Origin of the sequence: Nocardia sp. NPDC058658 (assembly GCF_042716665.1) — a bacterium.
Lineage (GTDB): Bacteria > Actinomycetota > Actinomycetes > Mycobacteriales > Mycobacteriaceae > Nocardia.
The window spans coordinates 1-21,696 of the sequence record NZ_JBHXRR010000011.1 but is presented as its reverse complement, the minus strand read 5'-3'; the positions used below and the strand labels follow the sequence as shown (position 1 = coordinate 21,696).

Annotated in this window: 17 protein-coding genes; 9 read left to right on the top strand and 8 right to left on the bottom strand. The window is 67.2% G+C overall.

Going from position 1 to position 21,696, the window contains the following annotated elements:
• Positions 1 to 4: 4 nt before the first annotated feature.
• Genes ACFWUP_RS17630 through ACFWUP_RS17620 form a run of 3 tightly spaced genes read right to left on the bottom strand, consistent with a single transcriptional unit; the run spans position 5 to position 5,611 of the window.
• Positions 5 to 3,556, bottom strand: a complete 3,552-nt coding sequence (locus tag ACFWUP_RS17630; protein ID WP_379235465.1) for an acyltransferase domain-containing protein — start codon at positions 3,554 to 3,556, stop codon at positions 5 to 7.
• A complete protein-coding gene (locus ACFWUP_RS17625; RefSeq protein ID WP_379235463.1) occupies positions 3,549 to 4,862 on the bottom strand; it encodes a polyketide synthase in 1,314 nt (437 codons plus the stop codon). The genes ACFWUP_RS17630 and ACFWUP_RS17625 overlap by 8 nt, the downstream gene beginning before the upstream one ends.
• Positions 4,859 to 5,611 carry a thioesterase II family protein gene (locus ACFWUP_RS17620; RefSeq protein WP_379235461.1) on the bottom strand — a complete coding sequence of 251 codons (753 nt, stop codon included), beginning with the start codon at positions 5,609 to 5,611 and terminating at the stop codon, positions 4,859 to 4,861. Before ACFWUP_RS17620 ends, ACFWUP_RS17625 begins: the two co-directional genes overlap by 4 nt.
• 257 nt (positions 5,612 to 5,868) lie before the next feature.
• Between ACFWUP_RS17620 and ACFWUP_RS17615 the strand changes: the two genes are divergently transcribed.
• Positions 5,869 to 6,528: a GNAT family N-acetyltransferase gene (locus ACFWUP_RS17615; RefSeq protein ID WP_379235459.1), complete on the top strand. Its 660-nt coding sequence runs from the start codon at positions 5,869 to 5,871 to the stop codon at positions 6,526 to 6,528.
• A gap of 82 nt (positions 6,529 to 6,610) precedes the next feature.
• Here the strand turns inward: ACFWUP_RS17615 and ACFWUP_RS17610 are convergent, their stop codons facing one another.
• Positions 6,611 to 7,876 carry a SidA/IucD/PvdA family monooxygenase gene (locus ACFWUP_RS17610; RefSeq protein WP_379235457.1) on the bottom strand — a complete coding sequence of 422 codons (1,266 nt, stop codon included), beginning with the start codon at positions 7,874 to 7,876 and terminating at the stop codon, positions 6,611 to 6,613.
• Between the two features lie 103 nt (positions 7,877 to 7,979).
• Between ACFWUP_RS17610 and ACFWUP_RS17605 the strand changes: the two genes are divergently transcribed.
• From ACFWUP_RS17605 to ACFWUP_RS17595, 3 genes are all read left to right on the top strand, one after another.
• Positions 7,980 to 8,687, top strand: a complete 708-nt coding sequence (locus ACFWUP_RS17605; protein ID WP_379235455.1) for a siderophore-interacting protein — start codon at positions 7,980 to 7,982, stop codon at positions 8,685 to 8,687.
• Positions 8,688 to 8,761: 74 nt separating this feature from the next.
• Positions 8,762 to 9,181 (top strand): TIGR03667 family PPOX class F420-dependent oxidoreductase, encoded by a 420-nt coding sequence (locus ACFWUP_RS17600; protein ID WP_379235453.1) that lies wholly within the window; start codon positions 8,762 to 8,764, stop codon positions 9,179 to 9,181.
• 71 nt (positions 9,182 to 9,252) lie between these two features.
• Positions 9,253 to 10,464, top strand: a complete 1,212-nt coding sequence (locus ACFWUP_RS17595; protein ID WP_379235451.1) for a pyridoxal phosphate-dependent aminotransferase — start codon at positions 9,253 to 9,255, stop codon at positions 10,462 to 10,464.
• 179 nt (positions 10,465 to 10,643) lie between these two features.
• Here the strand turns inward: ACFWUP_RS17595 and ACFWUP_RS17590 are convergent, their stop codons facing one another.
• Positions 10,644 to 12,380 carry an ABC transporter ATP-binding protein gene (locus ACFWUP_RS17590; RefSeq protein WP_379235449.1) on the bottom strand — a complete coding sequence of 579 codons (1,737 nt, stop codon included), beginning with the start codon at positions 12,378 to 12,380 and terminating at the stop codon, positions 10,644 to 10,646.
• Positions 12,377 to 14,209 carry an ABC transporter ATP-binding protein gene (locus tag ACFWUP_RS17585; RefSeq protein WP_379235447.1) on the bottom strand — a complete coding sequence of 611 codons (1,833 nt, stop codon included), beginning with the start codon at positions 14,207 to 14,209 and terminating at the stop codon, positions 12,377 to 12,379. The genes ACFWUP_RS17590 and ACFWUP_RS17585 overlap by 4 nt, the downstream gene beginning before the upstream one ends.
• A 409-nt stretch (positions 14,210 to 14,618) precedes the next feature.
• On the opposite strand from ACFWUP_RS17585, the gene ACFWUP_RS17580 reads away from it, so the two are divergent.
• The 5 genes from ACFWUP_RS17580 (at position 14,619) to ACFWUP_RS17560 (ending at position 20,863) form a co-directional block, all read left to right on the top strand.
• Positions 14,619 to 15,194, top strand: a complete 576-nt coding sequence (locus ACFWUP_RS17580; protein WP_379235445.1) for a putative glycolipid-binding domain-containing protein — start codon at positions 14,619 to 14,621, stop codon at positions 15,192 to 15,194.
• 257 nt (positions 15,195 to 15,451) lie between these two features.
• Complete coding sequence (locus ACFWUP_RS17575) at positions 15,452 to 16,393, top strand: RluA family pseudouridine synthase (protein WP_379235443.1); 942 nt, start codon at positions 15,452 to 15,454, stop codon at positions 16,391 to 16,393.
• A 127-nt stretch (positions 16,394 to 16,520) separates the two neighbouring features.
• On the top strand, positions 16,521 to 17,252 hold the full coding sequence (locus ACFWUP_RS17570; protein ID WP_379235441.1) for a CPBP family intramembrane glutamic endopeptidase: 732 nt from the start codon (positions 16,521 to 16,523) through the stop codon (positions 17,250 to 17,252).
• Positions 17,253 to 17,566: 314 nt separating this feature from the next.
• Positions 17,567 to 18,403 carry an SDR family oxidoreductase gene (locus tag ACFWUP_RS17565; RefSeq protein ID WP_379235440.1) on the top strand — a complete coding sequence of 279 codons (837 nt, stop codon included), beginning with the start codon at positions 17,567 to 17,569 and terminating at the stop codon, positions 18,401 to 18,403.
• A gap of 255 nt (positions 18,404 to 18,658) precedes the next feature.
• Positions 18,659 to 20,863, top strand: a complete 2,205-nt coding sequence (locus tag ACFWUP_RS17560) for a hypothetical protein (RefSeq protein WP_379235438.1) — start codon at positions 18,659 to 18,661, stop codon at positions 20,861 to 20,863.
• 9 nt (positions 20,864 to 20,872) lie between these two features.
• On the opposite strand, the gene ACFWUP_RS17555 is transcribed toward ACFWUP_RS17560, so the two are convergent.
• Both ACFWUP_RS17555 and ACFWUP_RS17550 read right to left on the bottom strand, forming a co-directional pair.
• On the bottom strand, positions 20,873 to 21,310 hold the full coding sequence (locus tag ACFWUP_RS17555) for a PIN domain-containing protein (RefSeq protein ID WP_379235436.1): 438 nt from the start codon (positions 21,308 to 21,310) through the stop codon (positions 20,873 to 20,875).
• On the bottom strand, positions 21,307 to 21,552 hold the full coding sequence (locus ACFWUP_RS17550) for a ribbon-helix-helix protein, CopG family (RefSeq protein ID WP_379235434.1): 246 nt from the start codon (positions 21,550 to 21,552) through the stop codon (positions 21,307 to 21,309). Before ACFWUP_RS17550 ends, ACFWUP_RS17555 begins: the two co-directional genes overlap by 4 nt.
• Positions 21,553 to 21,696: the final 144 nt, after the last annotated feature.

Here is a 21,696-nt window from a genome sequence, read left to right as displayed (position 1 = left end):
CCCCTCAGCCCTGGTTGGTGTTGCGTGCCATGAGCAGCACGACATCGTCGAGCGATGCGCCGCCGAGAATCGCCGCGACCGGGAGATCGCGATCCAGTTCGGCCTTCACGCGCTTACGGAAGTCCAAGGCCTGCAAGGAATCCAGGCCGAGTGCGACCAAAGGCATAGTGGCGTCGATGGATTCGGCGCTGTCGCCGCCGATCACTTTGAGCAGTTCGGTACGCACGCGCAAGTCGAGCGAGATGCTGTCCTCACCGTGGTCTTGGAGCGCGCCCCCCGCTGGGTTCGATCGCGAACCACCCGTTCCTGAGTTCGCGCCGCCCGACGCCGACCCATCGGCGCCCGATCGCGTGCCGCTCGCGCCAGGATTCGCCCCGTCCGACGCCGACACGCCGACGCCCGATCGCGTGCGGTTCGCGTCTGGGTTCGCCCCGTCCGACCCCGGCGCATCGGCGCCCGATCCTGGACCGGAGGCGCCTGGTCCCGAGCGCACTCCGGAACCGCTGGGGTTTCGCGGAGCGGTGGATTCGAGGCCGGTGAGCACACCGGCCTGGCCGAACGCCCCGAGCACCTCGCGCAGGAAATCCCAGTCGGCGGCGACGATCATGCCGTCGCGCACCGGCGCGGCGAGCCCGGCCTCGATCGCGTCGGCGGGCACCATCGGGAACACGCCTGCCTCTTCGACCCGGGCGAACCCGGCGTCGTCGAGTGGACCGGCCACACTCCACAGCCCCCACTGCAGGCTCGCGGCGGTGATGCCACGGGCGCGCAGCCTGCGGGCTGCCACGTCGAGCATGCGGTTGGTCACCGCGTACAGGATCTGTCCGCGTCCGCCGAGCGTCGCCGCGATCGAGGAGCACAGCAGGACCCGGCAGTCGACGGACAGCGGGACCGTGTCGATGATGTTGTCGAGGCCGCGCAGTTTCGCGGCAGCGGCGGTGTTCACAGCATCGGCGGTGATCTGGTCGAGTTCGGCATCGACGTAGTTGACCGCCGCGTGAATCACCAGATCAACCGGTCGATCGGCGATCTCGACACCGAAGGCCTTCGCGCCCTCGATCTCGCTCACATCGCAGGACCGCGCCACGATCTCGGTCGCACCGAGGCCACGCAGCCGCGCCAGTTCCGGTGCCAGCGCCTCGGTCTCACCACTGCGGCTCAGCAGCGTGACCCGTCCCACGCCCGTGCGCGCCAGGTGATCGGCGAACCGCAGACCCAGCTGACCGGTGCCGCCCACGATCACCACATGATCGAGATCCGTTCCGAGCGAGCCGGTTTCGCTGGTCGCATCGACAACCAGGCGCTTGACGAACAGCTTGCCCGCCCGCAGCGCGAGCTCGGCCTCACCGCTGGAATGCACCGCGCCGACGATCTTCGCGGCCTGCGCGGGAGCGGATTCGCTCGCGGCGAGGTCGAGGTGCCGGAACAGGATGCCGGGGTGTTCGATACCGACACTGCGGAATCCGGCGGCGACACCCGCCTGGAACAGCCCGGGGGTCGGATCGCTGTCGCGCACGACCTCGCCGCCGGTGGTCAGCAGCCAGCACTCGCCACCGGGACGCAACGCGGATAGCGCAGGGGCCCAGGCACGTTCGGCATAGAACGAGGCGAGGGCCGCGATCGCCGCGTCGCTCTCGTCATCAGAGCTCGAGGGAAGCAGGATGATCACCGCGTCAGCGGCGGGTTCGTCCCCGAGCCCGCCGAAACCACGATCACCGCCGGCTTCGACGGCACTGGGCGCCGAAACTTGTTCAGCACCAAGAGAATCAGGTGCCAATACCGGCGTAGTCGGATGCTCGCCGACGATCCGCAAACGCGGCGCCGAGCGCGCCACGTCGGCGCCTTGCGCACCGAGGTCGAACACGCCGGAATCCTGTATCCGGCCGTTTTCGGCAGTGGGATCGTGCGCGTCGGCCGATCGGCCGTCACCGTCCCCGAGCGGACCGACGACCCGTGCTTCGGCGCCGTGCCGGTCGGCTGCGGTGACAAGAGCGGCGGCGAGATCGGCGCATTCGCCGGTGTGGTCGACGATGAGCAGGCTGCGCGGCGCGGTCAGGGAGCGTCGCTGTAGCGGGGTCCACTGTTCCACCAGCCGTTGGGGTTTCGGGGTGGCGACGGCGAGCTCTGCGGGAGTTTCGTTGGCGCCCATCGGAGCCCACAGGCGCTTGGGTTTGGTGATCGTGTGGGGGAAATCGCGCAGCGGGAGGACGACGGTGTCGTCGACTCGCAGTGCGTCCCAGCGGTAGTCGATGTCGAGGACGGCGACCTGGGCGAGGTTGCGGGTGAACTCGGACAGGTCGTTCGCGGTGCGCAGCGAGGTGCCGAGGACGCGGAAGTCGCGGGCGGGCATGCCTGGACGGTTCGGGACAAGGCCGAGGTTTTCCTGGAGGGCCAGTTGCAGCACTGGGTGTTCGGCGATCTCGATCAGCAGGTCTACGCCGTCGGTGCCCGCGCCGACGACCGCGCGGTCGAAGCGCACGCGGTTGCGCAGGTTCAGGTACCAGTAGTCCCGGTGGGTGAGGTCAGGGGTGATCGGGACGCCGAGAGTCGCTCCATAGCAGGTGATCTCGGATTCGACGAAGTGCGTTCGGCTCATCTCGTCACCGAGCATCTCGATGAAATCGGAGCGCAGTTCGGCCACGATCGAGGTGTGCGCCGGGTAGGCGACCCGGATCTCGCGTGCGAACTGGCCGCGGGCGGTGGCGGTGTCGACCAGGTCGACGATGGTCTCGCGGTCGCCGGAAATGGCCAGGATGTGCGGGGAGTTGATCACCGACAGCTCGGCCCACCCGGAATGGCGGGCCAGCAGCGCCTCGACACTGTCGCGGTCCATGCCGAGCACGGCCATCGAGTAACCGCGGGGGGAAATGCGCTCGACCATGCGGGCACGGTGGGTCACCGCGAGCATCGCATCGCGCAGCGTCATGACGCCCGCCACCACACTGGCGGCGAGTTCGCCCTGGCTGTGGCCGATCGTCGCGTGCGGGTCGACACCGGCGGCACGCCACAGCGCAGCCAGTCCGGTCATGTGGAACATCAACGCGGGCTGCACTTCCCACACCGTGTCCTCGAACTGGCCTTCGTTGCCGAGCAGATAGTGCAACGGCTGGGAGTGGCCGAAACGCTCGAGGTGCAGGGCCGTGCATTCGTCGACGACCTCGCGGTAGTCCTGCGACTGCGCGTAGAACAGCGCACCCATCCCGGGACGCTGACTGCCCTGACCGGGGAAAACGAAGCCGATGCGGCGCGCGCTCGCCGCGACGTCACCGTGCACGACGAGGTCGTGGTCAGCGCCGGTCGCGACGGCGTCGAGAGCGGACAACAACTGCGGATGCCCGGTCGCGGCCACACCGGCCGTCGGCGGTGCCAGGATCAGCGCGCGGCGACGGCGGGGCATGCGGGTGCGGAACAGCATGTCCGCCAAGCGTTCCGGCGTCACCGTGGGGTGCGCGGTGACGTAATCGCGCAGCGCGGCCGCCTCGGCGCGCAGACCGTCGACGCTGTCGGAGGACAGCAGGACAGGAACACTGCCGTCCGGTAAGCGGTACTCAGCCATGATCGGTTTCCTCCAGCACCGGCAGGCCGACGATGGCGTGCGCGTTGGTTCCCGCGACACCGAACGACGAGACCGCGGCGTAGCGCAGGCCGTCCGCGCGCGGTGCCCAGTCGGTCAGTTCGGCGGCGAGCCGCAGACTGGTTGCGTCCCAGTCGATCTCGGTGGTCGGCTGATCGGCCCACAGGCTCGGTGGGATCACTCCGTTCGCGCCGCACAGCAGCACCTTGATCAGCCCGAGCATCCCCGAGGCCGCCTGGGCGTGGCCGGTATTGGACTTCACCGAACCGAGCAGCGCGCCGTCGACACGGTCCGGGTTGCCGTAAGTCGCTGCCAGGGCGGTCAATTCGAGCGGGTCGCCGACAGCGGTGCCGGTGCCGTGCCCTTCGATCAGGCCGATGTCGTCGGCACTGATCCCCGCGGCCGCGACGGTGGACTCGATCAGCCGCTGCTGGGCTGCCGAACTGGGCACCGCCAGCGGCGCACCCGCACCGTTGTGGTTGACCCGCGATCCGAGCAGCTGACCGTAGATCCGGTGGCCGAGCGCCTTCGCACGCGATTCACGTTCCAGCACAATGACTCCCGCACCTTCACCCCAGAGGGTGCCGGTCGGGTCGGCGGCGTAGGAACGGCAGTGGCCGTCGGTGGCGAGGGCGTTGTTCTTGGAGAACTCGTAGAACGCGCCCGGCGAACCCATCACGCACACGCCACCGGCCAACGCCCAGTCGCACTCCCCCGCGCGGATCGCCGAGGCGGCCTGATGGACTGCGGTCAACGACGACGCGCACGCGGTATCCACGCTGATCGACGGCCCGGTCAGGCCGAGCCCGTGCGAGATCCGGCCCGCCACCGCACCGAGCGCGGTGCCGGTGGCGCGATAACCGCTGTGCTCGTGCACCGAACCGGCTCGCGGCCCGTACTCGATCATCGAGACGCCCATCCAGACACCGGCCGAATCACCGCCCAGCGCACCAGGATTCAGACCGGCATGCTCGAGCGCCCGCCAGGCCACCCGCATGGCGACCCGCTGCTGCGGATCCATCGCCACGGCTTCACGCGGGGTGATGCCGAAGAACTGCGCGTCGAACTCGGTGGCGCCGTCGAGGAAGCCACCTCGGTCGCGGACCGGCGCCCAGCCGTCGAGCCTGCCGAGGGCGAACAACTCGTCGAGCGGCCAGTCACGGTCGCGCGGGAACGGCCCGATCAGCTCGCGCCCGGCTACCAGCGCCGACCAGAAGCCGGGCAGATTCTCGACACCGCCGGGGGCCTCGATACCCATCCCGACGATCACAATGGGATCAACGCTCATCGAGCGAGCGCCTGGCCCACGAGCGCCTCGGCGATGCCGTCGATGTTCTCGTCGAGGTAGAAGTGGCCGCCGTCGAACAGGTTGACCTCGATCCCGGCGGTGGTGCTCTGCTCCCAGCTGTGCAGCTCACGCGGGCCGACGAACGGGTCGTCGTCGCCGCCGAGCACCAGCACGGGCGCGGCGATCCGCACCTCGGCGCCGCACGAGTACGCGTCGAAGGCACGGTAGTCGGCCTTGAGTACAGGCAGAGCCATCCGCATCACCTCACGGCTGGCCAGCACATCGGTGCCGGTGCCGTTGAGAGTGGCCATGTGGTCGAGCAATTCGTCGTCCTCGGTGGGATGACCGGGAAGCTCGGCGATCCGGTGCGGTGCCGCCGCCGCCGATACCACCAGCAAACGCACCGGCAACCCCGCAGCTTCGGCCAGCCGGGCGAATTCGAACGCGACGATGGAGCCCATGCTGTGACCGAAGACGGTCAGCGGGGCGCCAGTGTGGTGCGCGGAGGCGCGGAAGGCTTCGAAAGCGCCCGCGGCCAGCTCGGGCAGCGTTTCGGCGGCGGCTTCGCGCGCGCGGTCCTGCCGACCGGGGTACTGCACGATGGTGGTGTCGAAATCGGCGGCCATCCGCTTGGCGAACACCCGGTAGGCCGACGCGCCCGCGCCCGCGTGCGGGAAGACGATCAGGGGCGGTAGGGAATCGGTTCTGGGAGCTTGGAATTGCCTGATCCAGCCGAGTTCTCTTGCCATGACGCTCTCCCTCACCGGCCGCACACAGCTGCGCTACCGTTTCGCACTTGTCCAACACCGCGCTCACGCGCGGGCCCGCCCGGCACAAACGGCCGGGACCTGGGCGAATCCTGTTGCATCCGAATCCGACCCGGTCTTTTGGGTAGCCCGGCTATTACCGGGCGATCGGTCGGGCAACAGTAACACCAACCCATTAGTATAGGCTAGCCTTACCAGTCGAGGTGACCAAGGTTACGATTGAACGGAGCCCCCAGCAGATGAATCCCGCCGGGAACCCCACCGCACTGCCCCGCGAGCGGACCGATCTGCCCGCCGAGGTGGCCGCCGCCCCTGCACCCATACTGCCAGTTTTCGCGGCACCTTTCTCGCTACGCGTAGCCGACCCCGACAGCACCGACCCCGAACTCATGGCCGAATGGATGGCCCGCCCGCACCTGCTCGAGGCCTGGGAGCAGGACTGGGACGCCGAACGCCGGCGTGAGAACTTCCGCGCCCAGCTGGCCGGAAACTATTCACGCCCTTGCTTTCTCAGCATGGACTTCGCCGTCCTCGGCCAGCCCGAACTGGGTGTGCGCGATATCGCCTACCTCGAGTTCTACCGTGCCGCCAAGGACGAGATCGGCGCCTTCTACGACAGCGACCCCGGCGACATCGGCTACCACATCGCCACCGCCGAGACCGCGGTGATCGGCAAGGGCATCATCACCGCCTGGATGTCGACGCTCAACGCCGCCGTCTTCGCCGCCGACCCCAGCTGCCGTCGCGTGATGGGTGACCCGGACTACCGCAACAAGGCGATCGAGCGCAGCCTGGCCAAGATCGGGTTCCATCGGCTCGCCGAGATCGATGTTCGCCCCGACCGCCGGATCGCGCTGCACGCGTTCCCCCGCACTCCCGCCGACCTCCCGGTCGTCTGACCGACTGGCGTAATCGCCCAATTCGCCTTCACAGAATCAGTTTTCTGATTATTTCGGCGCGTTTTGTACGATTACGCCGGACTCAGCGGGCGAGTGCGGCGGCCCGCGCCCTGGCGGGCACCGTCTGCAACACCCGATCCGAGAGTTCGCCCAGGCAGCTGAGATTCGGGAACCCCGGCCCCTGCGCCATCGCGGCCATATTGGGCAGGTAGAGCTTGCCCGCGAGCCCGGCGACGGCCAGGTCGTAGCCGATCGACGATTCGATCCGCGGCTGGGTGAGTGCTCCGCCGACGGCGAGTTCGAGCTGGTCGGCGGTCCGCTGGTCGAACAGGTCGAGGAACCACAGCGGCTGGCCGCCGGTCGCGTCGACCACCAGGTCGAAGTTGTGCACCTGGTCGGCGCGCAGCTCGTTGCTCAAGGTCAGCGCCAGCGATTCGCCCTGCGGGACGATCTTGGTGACCCGGCCCTGCAGATGGTGAACGCGGTTGTCGCCCAACAGACTTTCCTGCACGCGCACCGAGAACACCCCGCGGTCGGTGCGGCGGATCACGTCGCGACGTTCCTGCACGCTCAGCGCCGCCCACTTCACCGGATCGCTGAACAGCGAGTTCTCGAAGTAGCTTTCGCCACGGGTGTAGAGGGTGGCCAGGGGGGAGATCACCGAGATGGTGAGCATTTCGTGGCGGACCAGTTCGTCGAGCGCCGAACCGCCGGTCTCGCCGCCGCCGATCACCGCGGCGCGTGAGGCGGCGGGCAGGGCGCGCTTGCCTGCCAGGTCCCAGAAGTCGGCGATGCTGAGCACGCGCGGATGGTCGGCGAGGGCGCGGCTGCTGCGGCCGGGGCCGGTGATCATCAGGCCGTCGGCGGTGAGTTCGGTGCGGGCGCCGTCGGCGTCGGCCACCTCGACCTGCCACTGGTCGCTGTGACTGATGCGCTCCACGCGACCGAGGACCAACTCGAGGTCGATGGACTTCGCCACCCACTGCAGGTACTTGGCCCACACGTGGTGCTGCGGGCTGGGCCTGCCGCGGTCGATCCACTCGGCGTAGGTGCCGTGTTCGATCAGGAAGGTGGTCCAGCTGAAGGCGGCCATCGCGTGGTCGATATCGCGGTTGCGTCCGCGCGCCCAGGTGGAGTGGTACGGGAAGCCGATGTCCTTCTCGGGGCTGGTGCCGAGGCGGTGCTGTCCGTCGGTCCAGCCGCCGGTGGGCAGCCAGTTTCCGCCGACGGCGTGCGCCTCGACCACGACAACGCGGGGCGCGGGCAGGCCGAGCGAACGCAGAACGTGCGATTTAGCCGCTACCGCAAGGGCTTTCGGCCCGGCCCCGACTACCAGGAGGGTTTGCACCGGTTGTTGCTCCGCTCTTCCACGCACAGGCTATATTTGCACAGGCTTACCTTAATTTGCCACCGCTGCAGACATGCGGGTTGCGTTAGGCTAACCTAACGCCATGGGCAAAGGATTCAACGGACTCATCTGCAAGGCGTGGGGTGGTGCCGACTACCGGCTGACGGTCACGTCTTCCGAGCAGATCACCGACAAATTCGTACGCATCGGCTTCACCGCGGGCGGCCTGCTCGCCGACCACCCGGTGCATCCGACACAGTGGGTCCGGCTGTGGATCCCCGACGCGAACAGCGACAAGCTGCACCACCGCGGCTTCACGCTGGTCGATCAGAACCCCGCCGCCGACACCGTGGCCATCGACTTCGCCCTGCACGACGGCCCCGCCGCCGACTGGGCCCGCACCGCGAAGCCGGGCGACCTCCTGGACGCCACCGTGCTCGGCTCGGACTTCCAGCTCCCCGAGCAGACGCCGAGCGAGTACGTGATCTTCGGCGACACCGCCTCCCTGCCCGCCATCAACTCGCTGCTCGACGCCATCGGCGACACCCCCGCGCGCGTGTGGCTGGAATGGCAGCACGCGTCCGACCAGACCATCCCGGTCAACAACAAGCCCCACCACCAGGTCACCTGGCTGCAGCGCGTCGATGACGGTCGCCTGCTGCGCGAGGCCGCGCAGGAGATCACCTGCCCGGCCGACGCTTTCGCGTGGGTGGCCTGCTGCGGACACACCACTCGCTCGATCGTGAAGACCCTCAAGGCCCAGCACACCCTGCCCAAGACCGCGATCAAGGCGCAGGCCTACTGGAAGTGAGCGAGGGTGGCGCGGCGGCCTGTTTTCGGCGAAGGTAGAGGGCGGAAGTGTCCCCTACCTGCGAGGAGTACACCGTGTCCATTCTCGATGCCGCCACCCCCTTCGGCGAAGAAGTCGGTAAGCGCCTGGCCACCGAAACCGTGATCTGGTTGACCACCGTCGGCGCGGACACCACCCCGCAGCCGAACCCGGTGTGGTTCCACTGGGAGAACGACGAGTTCCTCATCTTCACCATGCCCAAGGCGAAGAAACTGCGCCACCTCGCGCACAACCCGCGGGTCTCGCTGAACTTCAACGCCACCGCGACCGGCGACGAGGTCGCGGTCTTCACCGGCACCGCGCGCGTGGACGAACCGCCCACCACCGACGAAATCGCCCACTACGCACGGAAATACACCAAGGGCTTCGTCGACATCAAGATGACCGAGTCGGAATTCTTCGAGGCCTACTCGGTGCCGATCCGGATCGCCCCGCACCGCCTGCGCGGCTTCTGAAACTCGCGTGCGGGAGCGCTCTCCCGGCGAGTACTGTGGCGAGCTCCGTCCGTATCACGGTGGGAGCCGACATGCAGTTCAAACAGTCGAGCAAGCTCGCGAATGTTTCCTATGAGATCCGCGGCCCGATATCCGAGCACGCCGCTCGGCTGGAGGCCGAGGGTCACCGAGTGATCAAGCTCAACACCGGTAACCCGCTACCGTTCGGCTTCGACGCGCCGTCGGAGCTGCTGCGCGATGTGATCGCCAATCTGCCGATGTCGTCGGGGTATGTGACATCGAAGGGGTTGCTGCCCGCTCGGCGCGCGGTGGTGCAGTACTACGAGGGGCGCGGGGTGGACGATCTCGATATCGAGAACGTCTTCCTCGGCAACGGCGCGTCCGAGCTGATCATGATGGCGATGACCGCGCTGATCGAGAACGGCGACGAAGTCCTTGTTCCCGCACCGGATTTCCCGCTGTGGACCGCCGCGGTGCACCTCAACGGGGGCAGGGCGGTGCACTACCGGTGCGACGAGAGCGCCGACTGGTATCCCGACATCGCCGATATCGCCGCCAAGATCACCGACCGCACCCGGGCCATCGTGATCATCAACCCGAACAATCCGACGGGCGCGGTGTATCCGAACGAGGTGCTCGAGCAGATGCTGGAGCTGGCTCGCCAGCACAATCTCATCGTCTGCTCCGACGAGATCTACGACAAGATCCTCTACGACGGCGTGACCCACACCGTCACGGCCTCGCTCGCGCCCGACCTGCTGTGTTTGACGTTCAACGGATTGTCGAAGGCGTATCGGCTGGCCGGTTTCCGGTCGGGCTGGCTTGCGGTGTCCGGGCCGACCCGGCATGCCGAGAGCTACCTCGAAGGCTTGACGATGCTGGCCGGGTTGCGGCTGTGCGCGAATGTTCCCGCGCAGCAGGCTGTTCAGGCGGCCCTGGGTGGGCATCAGAGTATTCACGAACTCACGCTGCCCGGTGGGCGACTACTCGAACAGCGCGATCGGGCGTGGACTGCTTTGAACGCGATTCCCGGGGTGTCGTGTGTGAAGCCCAAGGGGGCGCTGTACGCGTTTCCCAAGCTGGATCGGGCGACGTATCGGATCGACAACGACGAGAAGTTCGTGCTGGATCTGTTGCTGGCCACCAAGATTCACGTGGTGCAGGGCACGGGGTTCAACTGGCCGACGCCTGACCACTTCCGGATCGTGACTTTGCCCCAGGCCGATGATCTCGACCAGATCATCGGCAGGATCGGCGAATTCCTCTCCACCTACCAGCAGTAATATTGGCGGCTGGCGCCGCAGTTCTCGGCGCTTGACTCCACCTCTTCCCTCCCTACGGGCACTCCTTCGTCGCACCCTTCGGTCAGTCCATCGGCGGAGGCGCGCCGAGAACACGGGGTTCGGCCGTCCGTTGGCGGCTGGCGCCGCGGTTCTCGGCGCTCGAGTCCGAGGACATCTCGTCAGGCGGGGGCGGGCTCCAAGCGCCAGCCGGAAGCCCGTTCGCGCTCGTTCCAGAAGGCGGCGTAGCGGCCGTTCATGGCGAGAAGCTCTGCGTGCGTACCGCGTTCGGTGATGCGACCGGAGTCCAGGAACAGGATCTGGTCGGCGTGGGCGATCGTCGAGAGCCGGTGCGCCACGACGAGAACCGTTTTGTCCCTGGTCAGTTCGTGAATGCCACGGACCACCACGGCTTCGCTGTGCGGGTCGAGGGCGCTGGTCGCCTCGTCGAGCAGGACGATGGGGGCGTCTTTGAGCAGGGCGCGGGCGATCGAAACCCGTTGACGCTCACCGCCGGACAGCGAAGTGCCGCCTTCGCCGACGGTGGTGTCGAAACCGTCGGGCAGGCGTTCGACGATCTCGTCGACCCTGGCCGCTTCGGCTGAGCGGTGCAGGTCGTCGTCGGTGGCGTCAGGCTTGCCGATACGGATGTTGTCGGCGACCGAGCGGTTGAACAGGTAGACATTCTGGAAGACCAGGGCGAGCTGATCCAGCAACGTATCCGAAGGTTGTTGGCGCACATCGTGTTCGCCGACCGAGACCGCGCCGGAGTCCACATCGTAGAAGCGGGCGGCCAGGCGGAGCAGGGTCGTCTTGCCCGAGCCGCTCGGTCCGACGATGGCGGTGGTGGTGCCCGCCGGGACGGTGAAGGTGAGGTCGGACAGGACCGGTTCGCCGGGGCGGTAGCCGAAGCTCACGTCCTCGAAGACCACCGCGGGCGCACCGGGCGTAACCGGTTCGGTGGGGCTGGGCAGCGGGTTCTCGGCGAGCAGGTCGGTGATGCGATCCGCGGCCGAGGCGGCCGATCGCAGGGCGGTGCCCAGTTGGGCGGCCTGGTTCACCGGTTCGATGAAACGCGCGCTCACCGCGATCAGCGCGATCGCGGCGGCAGCCGAGACGGAGCCGTCGGTCACCTGCACGACCGCGATGTAGGCCAGCACCAGGAACACGGCCTGCACGAACAGCGCGAACACGATCAAGCCCGGGACCGTCGCGACCATCATCTTCAGTACGGCCGAACGTTGCCGCACCAGTGCTGATTCCAGCTTCTTGTTCCCGGTACCGACGGCACCGAAGGCCCGCAGCACGGGCTGCGCCTGCGCGAATTCGACGACCCGCGAATCGGCTTCGGCCGCGGCGGCGTGCAGGCGCGCGTCAGCACCGGTGTAGGCGCGGTTCGCGAGATTGTTGACCAGGTAGAGCACCGGCGCGGCGAGCAACATCGCCACCCCGATCCGCCAGTCGATGAACAGCATGCCGATCGCGACGACCAGCGGCACGATGATGCCGGTGAGCACCTTGGTGAGCAGGTAGGCGATGAGACCCTGCATTTCGCGCACGTGCTCGACCATCACGCGCGAGAGCGGGCCCGCGTCGCGATCTTCGAACCAGCCGAGCGGCAACGCGTTCAGCTGATCACCGAGGCGGGTCTGCAAACCGCGCTGCATGCCGAGGCCGATGCGCAGTCCGAGCACGGCCTGCAGGTAACCGAAGACGACCACGCCCGCCACGGCGGCGGTCATGCCGAGGGCCCACAGCCAGGCGCCGCTCAGGTTGTTGTCGAACAGCGCTTCCAGCACGGGGACCAGCAGCAGGTAGGCGATCGCCTGGAACACCGCCTGCAGCACGATCACCGTGAGCAGGCGCGGGATCAGCGGGGCGAACTCGTCGGGGACGAGGCGGAAAACCTTGCGAATCATCGTGTTTCCTCCACCAGGGCGAGCGTGCCGAGCGCGGCTTCGTTGATCTCCCACAGCTGCTGGTACAGCCCGCCGGCGGCACGCAACTCGGGGTGCGTGCCCTGTTCGACGATGGTGCCGTTGTCCAGCACCAGGATTCGGTCGACGCCGGTGATGGTGTGCAGCCGGTGCGCGATCACCAGGACCGTGCGACCGGCCACCAGGGCGGCTAGTGCGTCCTGGACCGCGGCCTCGGATTCGGGATCGGCGAAGGCGGTGGCCTCGTCGAGGACGAGGATCGGGGTGTCGGCCAGCAGTGCCCTCGCGATCGAAAGGCGCTGTGCCTCACCGCCGGACAGGGTGGCGTCGACGCCGATCTCGGAGTCGTAGCCGCGCGGCAGGGCCAGGATCCGATCGTGGATCTGGGCCGCGGTGGCCGCGCGCTCGATGGCGGCGTCATCCGCGCCGGGGCGGGCGAGCAGGAGGTTTTCGCGGATCGAACCGCGGATGAGGCGAACGTCCTGGAAGACGAACCCGACACTGCGGTACAGCTCTTCGCTGGTGAACGCGCGAATGTCGCGGTCGTCGATGGTGATTCGGCCCGCGCCGACGTCGTAGAAGCGGGGCAGCAGTTTCGCCAGTGTCGACTTTCCGGAACCGCTCGGGCCGACCAGTGCGGTAATCGTGCCGGGGGTCAGTTCGAGGTCGATGCCGCGCAGCACGTCATGGCCGGTGCGGTACGCGAATTCGACGCCTTCGAAGCGGACGATCCCGGTCTTGGCCGTCGCTTCGGACGCGGCAGTTTCCAGTTCCGGCGTTTGCATCAGTTCGTGCAGGCGAAGTGCGGCGGCGCCACCGGCACGCAGAGCCTGCGAACCGTAACCGAGACCGAGCAGCGAACTGCCGATACCCAGCCCCACCAGCAGGAACGGCAACATGTCGAGGGGATCCACCCAGCCGAGGCCGACCCCGGCGAGCCCACCGAGCACCACCACCAGCATGACGAACACCGGCATCACCACGATGTCGGAGGCCGACTGCACCCGAATGATCGGCATCTTCATCCGATGCGCGGCGTTGACCTGGCCGTCGACCGAATCCTGGAACTCCTTGTGCGCCTTGCCCGCCTGACCGAACGCGCGCACCACCTGGATGCCGTCGACGAACTCGATGGTCGCCTCGGCGGTGCGGCGCTCCCAGCGGGTGTAGACCGCGAGCCGGTCGCGACCGTCGCGGTCCATGATCTTGCCGAACAGCACGAAGTAGGCGATCAGCGGAATCAGCAGCACCAGGGTGAGCCGCCAGTCGACGGTGACCAGGTAGCCGAGGGTGACCAGCGGAACCACCAGCGCGCCGACGAACTCGAGGCGGGCGTGTGCGACCAGGTAGTGCAGGGCCTCGACATCGTCGCGCAGGTAGTTCTTCACCTCGCCGGAGCTGCGCTCGCCGAACCAGCCCAGCGGGACCCGGGTGAGCTTGTCGGCGAGCAGTCGGCGCAGGGTGAGCTGGTAGCCGGCGTCGACGGCGTGCGACCACGTCAGCGCGACAGCCTGCAGTAGTGCCCGCGCCACCAGCACGATCACGGCCGCGCCGAACAGCCACCACACGCGATCGGTGTCAGCCGGGGTGTTCAGCAGTTCACGGCAGGCCGCGACGATCAACAGGAACGGAACCACCGAGCAGACCGACGCGACGGCCACGAGCAGGCTCGCCACCGTGAGCATCCCCGATACCGGTGCCAGAATCTCCTTGCGCGCCAGCGCTTCCCGCTGCTTCTGCGCTTTCGCTGCTGCCTTGGGCAGCCGGTTCCCCGACTCCGCCCCCGGCGGCGGCGCTACCTGCACCGTCATATCGTTCTCGCCTCTCGAACCTGTCCGCGGCAAATCCGCAAGGATAGGTTAGCCTAAGTTGAACGGTTGTGGCCTGTCGGGGAAGGTTGTGTGAACTACCAGTCAACCCGTCGGCAATTCGTAATTCCTCCGCGTAATTTCCTCCGTACCTCTTGATCTCTTTTAGCGGTGGGAGAACGAAAATGTTTGTCACGTCAATCATTTCAGCCATTGCCGACTGTCATTCCGATCCGGGAAAGCTCTCGCCCGAACAGGCACATCGAGCGATGCAGATACATCTGGAATGCAGCGTCGACCTCTGCCGGGTGCGGCGGCGCGCGCGTCAGGTTCTCGTCGAAGCGAAACTGATGGTGCTCGATCAGCGCGCCGGGTAACGATTGAGAAGTCGAATTCAGGGAATGCGTTTCCCATGTTCACTCCCCTGCCATCTTCGGCCGCCTGGTTACATCGGGACGCGCGTACCGGATTCGAAGTGACGTATTTCCGCGACGACGCGCGCGGAGTTCTCATCGAAGGGTTCGCGACGGCGGTCGAGGACGCCGAAGTCTGGGCGATCGATTATCGGCTGCGGCTCGACGGGAGTTGGCATACGCGGTCGGCGCACATTGTCGGTCGCTATCCGGAGGGCAGGCGGGCGGTGACACTGCAGTCCGACGGGTTGGGGCGCTGGCAGGTCGACGGGACGCCCGCGCCCGAGCTCGACGGATGTCTCGATATCGACCTCGAGGCGTCGGCGTTCACCAATGCGCTGCCGGTGCATCGCCTCGGGCTTGCTGTCGGGGATGCCGCCGACGCGCCCGCGGTGTATGTACGGGCCGCCGATCTCGCGGCGGCCCGATTACCGCAGCACTATCGCCGGATCGTCGATGGTGACGGTCAGCGCTACGACTACCGCGCGCCCGACTTCGACTTCCGCGCCACCCTGGACTACGACGAATCGGGTCTGATCATCGACTATCCCGGACTTGCCACACGCGCGGCCTGAACCGGCAGCCTCAGACGCGCTCAGCGACGAACCCACGCGCGCAACCTGAACCAGCAGCCGACAAGCCCGGCGACGCACCCACGCGCGAGCTGAACCAACGGCCTCCGACAACCCGCGTGCGAGCTGAACCAACCGCCTCCGACAAGCCCGGCGACGCACCCACGTGCGGGCCGAACCAACGGCCTCTGACGAGCCCGGCGATGGGCCATGAGGGGGCCGCGAACACCTGGCCCCCGTCGGCCGACAACACTGCTCCTATGCGACGTAGGCAGCAGCCGCCGCTGCCGAAACGGCACGGCCTCGATCCCGCTCGACTCCGGCTCCCCGAAGACGGGCAGTGGGCGACCGTGCGCGACCACCTCGTCGAGCGACTGCCCCGGGTGGACCCGTCCCGGATCGACGCGATGCTGGTGGCGGGCGAGATCGTAGATCTGGAAGGTCCCCTCACACCGGACGCGCCGTATGTGCCGGGCGGGGCCGTGTGGTTCCACCGCGACCTGCCCGTCGAGGCCGAGGTGCCGTTCGAGATCGGCATCGTGCACCGCGACGACGACATCCTCGTGATCGACAAGCCGCACTTCCTCGCGACGATCCCGCGCGGTCAGCACATCCTCCAAACCGCGCTGGTGCAGCTGCGCAACGACCTCGAACTGCCCGACTTGATCCCGGCCCACCGTCTGGACCGGGCCACCGCGGGCCTGCTGCTGTTCGTGGTGAATCCGGCGCGGCGCGGGGCCTATCAGACGATGTTCCACCGCAAGACCGTCCGCAAGGAGTACGAGGCCATCGCGCCCTACGATCCCGCGCTCGAGTTACCGCGGACCGTGCGCAGCCGGATCATCAAGGAGAAGCAGGTGCTCGCCGCCTTCGAGGTGGAGGGCGAGCCCAATGCCGAGACCGAGGTGGAGTTGGTCGAGCACCGCGACGGGCTCGGCCGCTACCGGCTGCGCCCACACACCGGGCGAACCCATCAGCTGCGCCTGCACATGAACGGGCTCGGCGTACCGATTCTCGGCGACGATTTCTATCCGGAGATCACCGACAAATCGGTGGACGATTACACGCGGCCGTTGCAATTGCTGGCGGCGTCGCTCGAATTCACGGACCCGATCAGCGGGGAGCCGCGACTGTTCGAGACGCGGCGCACCTTGCAGGCGTGGACCGATATGGCCGAATGGTCCGGATCGGCTGTCGAGTAGCTCACAGCCTCGTCGCGCCTCTCGATCTTGATGGTGTGATTCCGGGCCGCTCAACACTGGGGTCGGCCGATTGTCCCGCATTCACCGGACCGTTTCCTTTTCGTGATAATTCCGTACACTCGGTCGGGTGTCCGTCGCCCTTGCCGAATCCCGGCCGAAGCTGCATGCCTACATCGATATCGCGGTGGTTGTCGTCGTGCTGGCCGGGACCAATCTGATCGCGCACTTCACTACGGCCTGGGCCAATATCGTCGTTGTGCCCGTCGCGGCAGTCGCGCTCTTGGCGTTGATGCGCCGGCGCGGGCTCGGCTGGGCCGAACTCGGGCTCTCGCCCAGACACTGGAAGCGCGGCACGGTGTACGCACTCGGGGCCGTGGGGATCGTGGTGACCGCCGTCGCGATCGGCGCGTTGTTGCCGCTGACCAGGCCGTTCTTCCTCGCCGACCGATACGCGACGATTTCGGGCGCTGTGATCGCGTCGATGATCGTCATCCCGCTGCAGACTGCGATTCCCGAAGAACTCGCTTTCCGTGGCGTACTGCACGGCACTTTGGATCGAGTCCTCGGCGTCCGCGGACTCTTCGCGGCCGGATCGCTGATGTTCGGCCTCTGGCACATCGCGTCCTCGTTCGGCCTGACGTCCGGCAACAAGGGCCTTTCGAGCATCGTCGGCGGCGGCCTACTCGGCCAAATCGTCGGCATCACCCTCGCCGTCGCCGCCACCGCCGCGGCGGGCGTCGTGTTCACCTGGCTACGCCGCCGCAGCGGCAGCCTGCTCGCCCCCATCGCCCTGCACTGGTCCCTCAACGGAGCAGGCGCCCTCGCCGCCGCCCTCGTCTGGCACACCGCCCTGCGCTGATCCATCGCCTCGCCCAGCTGGTCACTCGATCACCAGGCCCTCAGGTAGGGATTTCGAGCGCGCAGACCGCCATCACGGCCTGGTGATCACCTGTCCAGGAACGGTACCTGTGTACCTATCGCGGCTGACCCGAGCTGGTCAGTCGATCACCATGTCTTCAGGTAGGGATTCGGGCCCATAGAACGTCACCACGGCATGGTGATCATTTGTCCAGAAACAGTGTCTACGCGCCCGGGGTTGCGTGGAATACTGGCGGGCGATTTGTGACTGGACGGTGAGTCAGACATAGCGGTCTATCGAGGGGGCATATCCGCATGACGCGAGCGCATACCGGACGGGTTGTCGCGGTGACCGGCGGGGCCGCTGGGATCGGACTGGAGATCGCGCGGCAATTCGCGGAAGCGGGGGCTCGGGTGTGCCTCGGCGACCTGTCGGGTAGCGCGGCGCGCGATGCCGCGGCCGGACTGCCGGGAACTGTGCACGGGTGCGAACTCGATGTGACCGATGAGCGGTCGTTTCACGATTTTCTCGCTGTCACCGAGGCGATCCTCGGGCCGATCGATGTGCTCGTCAACAATGCGGGCGTGATGTGGGTCGGGGCGTTCGATACCGAACCCGACAGTGCGACGGCGCGGATGCTCGCGGTGAATCTGCACGGGGTTATTCGTGGGGTGCGGCTGGCGGCGCCCGCGATGCGGACACGCGGGCGCGGGCACATCGTCACCATCGCCTCGATCGCGTCCAAGCTCTCCCCCGCCGGCGAAGCGACCTACGCCGCGACCAAACACGGAGTGCTGGGATATCTGACCGCGGTGCGTGAGGAATTGCGTGGCAGTGGTGTGCATTTGACGGCGATCATGCCGAGTGTGGTCGACACCGAGCTCGCGGCCGGAACCTCCACGGGCGCAGCACAATTGCTGCAACCGAGCGATGTCGCGGCGGCGGTGCTCGACGCGGTCGCACGACCACGATTCGAGGTGACCTTGCCCGCGCATCTCGGACCACTGGTTGGCCTGGCAGGAGCGCTGCCACAGTGGTTGCGCGACATCGTGTTGCGGCGCACCGTACCGAATCAGGTTGCGGCGGTAGCCGGTTCGTCGAAGCGGGGTTCCTACGAAAAGCGGCTACTCGACGGCGAGTCCGATTCCTGAACCACCTGCTACCACCCGGGATTCAGTTCTCGCGGCCCGCCCGATTCTGGACTGACCAGAGGGTCCCGGGTTGGAGCTGACCCGTCATTCCTGTGACGAAGGAGCACCCGCCGGGAGGGAAGAATCGGGGCCCGAAGGGCCGCGACCGCGGCGCCAGCCGCCAAGTGATTGACCGGGGCGGGGTCGGCGTTTACGCTCTCTGGCAATCACACATATGTTCGATAGTCCATATGTTCGAGTGGCGGAAGGCGCGGTATGTCCGACGATCGGTTGAGCGAGAGTGCCGCCATCGCGCCGAACACCGAGATCACGGCGCTTGCCCGGCAGGTCGCGACGGCCCGCGACAAGCTGCCCCTGCAGCACGACACCGCCCTCTACGACGCGCTCTCCGACAACGAGATCCGCGCCGAACGCGAACTCGCCGAATGGATTCGCACGCAGCGACGCAAACAACGCCGCCGTGCCGTCGGCGATGAACTCGCCGCCGAGCAACGCGACCGCCGCACCAGCGCCCTGATCCGGCGCACCGACGAAGCCGATGCACGCTGGCATCGCAAAGCATTGGCCGCGCGAAGGCGAGTCTCGAGCGCCGATGCGCGCCTGGCCCAGTTGTACCGGCGGTCGGAGTGGTCCTCGCGGGCGCTGATCGGGGTCGTCGTCCTCGGCATGGTGTGGGCGGGCGTGAACGTGCAGCGCAATCTCGTGCCAAGTGGGGACATGAGCGATCCGCTCTACTGGCTCAGCTACGGCATCGAGGCGATGATCTCGATCCCGATCATCGTCATCATGGTCACCGCCACCACCGCCGCCCGCTGGGGCCGCGAACTCGAACGCGGCAAGGTCATCGTGTTCGAACTCGCCCTCCTCGGCACCACCATCGCCCTCAATGCAGGCCCCCACCTTGCCGCCGGATCCTTCGGCCGCGCAGCCGAATTCGCCATCGCTCCGGTGATGGTGGGCGTTGTCATCTGGCTGCACGCCTGGGTGTCGGCGCGGTACGCGATGTTGATCGAGAGCGCGTCGGTCGAATTGCCAGGGGACACTGCCTATTCCGCCTCCGAACGGATCACGGCGTTCCCGCAGCAGCAGACCGCCGCATCCGGTGACGACAGGAAAGCGCTCGGCCACATGGTGATGAACGGCGTGGCGCCCGAACTCCGATCGCCGCTGACCGAACGCGCCGTTATCGGCCCCACCGCTCCGCAATCCGCAACGGCCCACACTCCGCGCGAGACCACGGCAACCGCAGCCGCAGACGCGGGCTCCAACGAATCGTCTTCCCCCGCAACCGAAATGGCGCACGATACCGCGCCAGCTCCTGCACAGAGGAACGCCGCCGATCACGAGGCCAATGCGGCTGCGCAGCCGAATGCCTTCGAAGGCGAGCCTGTCGAATCGCTCGACCTGCCGATCATCTCGGAGCCGGTGGTTCGCGATACCTCGGCACCGAGTGCAGCGCCGCTCGTCGCAGCAGCCGGCGAGCTCGCAGCGGCGGCCGAACGCACCTACCCGCACACACTGCGCCGCCCCTCCACCGATAAGTCGAGCGCCCCCGGCACGCTCGAACTCATCCACAAGGCGGCCGCCGACCATCGTCGCAACGGCACCGACCACGCCACCCGGACCAACGGAGCCGCCTCGACTTTGCGGCGAATACCGGTAACCACCGCCGCGCACTCCCCCGCCGGCGAAGCAACCGGTACCGACCCGGTTCCCGAGGCGACGATGCACGCCGGCACCGTCGCCCGTGACCCTGACGGCGATACCCCACCAGCTGCCGATCCGGTAGCGGTACACAACGATCCACAGCCCCCCGCCGCAGAGCCGGAACAGCTGACGCTCACCGCTGAGCCCGCCGAGCAACTGGTCCTGCAGCCGGAGCCCGCGCAGCACACCGAGCCCACCCCCGACAGGGCCAATTCCGTCGGCCCGGCCTCGGTCCCGGAGCGGACCGCCGCCACCGTCGAAGCGCCAGCTCCCGAGCGGACAGACAACACCGTCGCGACCCCGGCTCCCGGGCGGACCGACGACACCGTCGCGGCCTCACCGCTCGAGCCGTCGTCACCCACCGCGCACCCGACCACTCCCGTCCCTACCCGCGCTGCCGCTCTCGACAAGCCCGCAGGATCAGCTGACCCGGTCGACCTGGACGTCCCCGACGAAGAGCTCCCGGCGGACCCGGTCGACCTGGATCTCCCTGACGAGGACGACGAAGACCTCCCAGCCCCCGGCGACTTCGACTTCGACGAAGACACCGAAGTCCGAGCCCTGGCCCGCCAGATCGCCCACCGCAGCCCGCTGCGCCTGACCCTCAGCCAGATCGAAGAGATCCTCGAACTCACCGATCAATCCTGGCCGACCCACAGCATCGGCAGCGAAGTCGGCGTCCCCAGCAGCACCGTCACCAACATCGTCGAATTCGCCCACAAGATCCGCCAGCCCTACGCCTTCACCGGCTGACGAATCAGGTCATTCGAAATCGTCGGGAAACAAGCGAAATGCCGGGTAGTTGTTGAGCGGCCGCAACACGCGGAAATCTCGACGGTCGAGGGTGAGGACCGCGTCTGTGTCGTACTGAGCCGCCACTACGACACAGACCGCGTCGACCAGATCAAGATCCGAGCTGTCATAGGTGGCACGAACTGTGATCGCCGCGTTCAACTGCTCGGCGTCGACTTCGGCGACAACGATGCGGGTCTGCGCGATACGTTCCGCGAGTGAACCCAGGATCCGGTCAGCAATCTTGCGACCACCACGAACGCTCGCGACATGGTGCACTTCAGTCAGCGCCAACGGGCTGACCACCACCGCGCTGGCGGAATCGGCGGCGCGGCGCACCGCGAAGTGCTCAGGATCGGAACGGTTGAACATCGCGAGCAAACCAGACGTGTCCGCGACGACGATCATGCGGTGCGATTCATCGCATCACGAATCTCGTCCTTGCCGATCGGTCCACCCAGGTCGAACGTCTCCTCGTCGTTGATCAAAGGCTGATCCCATCGCCGATTCCGCAGCAGATAGGCACGCAGCGCATCGCGCATGATCTCGTTTTTCGAGCGTCCTTCGTCGCTGGCCTGTGTCGCAAGCGCAGCCTCATCCTCACCGGTCAATCGCATAGTCCACGCCATGAAACCGATGGTATCAAGCATGACACCACATTAGTAGCGTCCAGGAAACCGACGAAGGCCCGCTCCCCAAGGCGGGTTCTAGCGGTCGTCGCAACACTCTCGATTGAGAGGTTGCGACGACCGTGTCGTTTTCAGAGGACGTGGAACGCTGTGGCAGCCAGCTGA

What these genes read in the sequence shown, in the direction of transcription:
- ACFWUP_RS17630 (WP_379235465.1), bottom strand. Translation starts at nt 3,556, where the DNA reads ATGGCTGAGTACCGCTTACCGGACGGCAGTGTTCCTGTCCTGCTGTCC.
- ACFWUP_RS17625 (WP_379235463.1), bottom strand. Translation starts at nt 4,862, where the DNA reads ATGAGCGTTGATCCCATTGTGATCGTCGGGATGGGTATCGAGGCCCCC.
- ACFWUP_RS17620 (WP_379235461.1), bottom strand. Translation starts at nt 5,611, where the DNA reads ATGGCAAGAGAACTCGGCTGGATCAGGCAATTCCAAGCTCCCAGAACC.
- ACFWUP_RS17615 (WP_379235459.1), top strand. Translation starts at nt 5,869, where the DNA reads ATGAATCCCGCCGGGAACCCCACCGCACTGCCCCGCGAGCGGACCGAT.
- ACFWUP_RS17605 (WP_379235455.1), top strand. Translation starts at nt 7,980, where the DNA reads ATGGGCAAAGGATTCAACGGACTCATCTGCAAGGCGTGGGGTGGTGCC.
- ACFWUP_RS17595 (WP_379235451.1), top strand. Translation starts at nt 9,253, where the DNA reads ATGCAGTTCAAACAGTCGAGCAAGCTCGCGAATGTTTCCTATGAGATC.
- ACFWUP_RS17590 (WP_379235449.1), bottom strand. Translation starts at nt 12,380, where the DNA reads ATGATTCGCAAGGTTTTCCGCCTCGTCCCCGACGAGTTCGCCCCGCTG.
- ACFWUP_RS17585 (WP_379235447.1), bottom strand. Translation starts at nt 14,209, where the DNA reads ATGACGGTGCAGGTAGCGCCGCCGCCGGGGGCGGAGTCGGGGAACCGG.
- ACFWUP_RS17580 (WP_379235445.1), top strand. Translation starts at nt 14,619, where the DNA reads ATGTTCACTCCCCTGCCATCTTCGGCCGCCTGGTTACATCGGGACGCG.
- ACFWUP_RS17575 (WP_379235443.1), top strand. Translation starts at nt 15,452, where the DNA reads ATGCGACGTAGGCAGCAGCCGCCGCTGCCGAAACGGCACGGCCTCGAT.
- ACFWUP_RS17565 (WP_379235440.1), top strand. Translation starts at nt 17,567, where the DNA reads ATGACGCGAGCGCATACCGGACGGGTTGTCGCGGTGACCGGCGGGGCC.
- ACFWUP_RS17560 (WP_379235438.1), top strand. Translation starts at nt 18,659, where the DNA reads ATGTCCGACGATCGGTTGAGCGAGAGTGCCGCCATCGCGCCGAACACC.
- ACFWUP_RS17555 (WP_379235436.1), bottom strand. Translation starts at nt 21,310, where the DNA reads ATGATCGTCGTCGCGGACACGTCTGGTTTGCTCGCGATGTTCAACCGT.
- ACFWUP_RS17550 (WP_379235434.1), bottom strand. Translation starts at nt 21,552, where the DNA reads ATGCTTGATACCATCGGTTTCATGGCGTGGACTATGCGATTGACCGGT.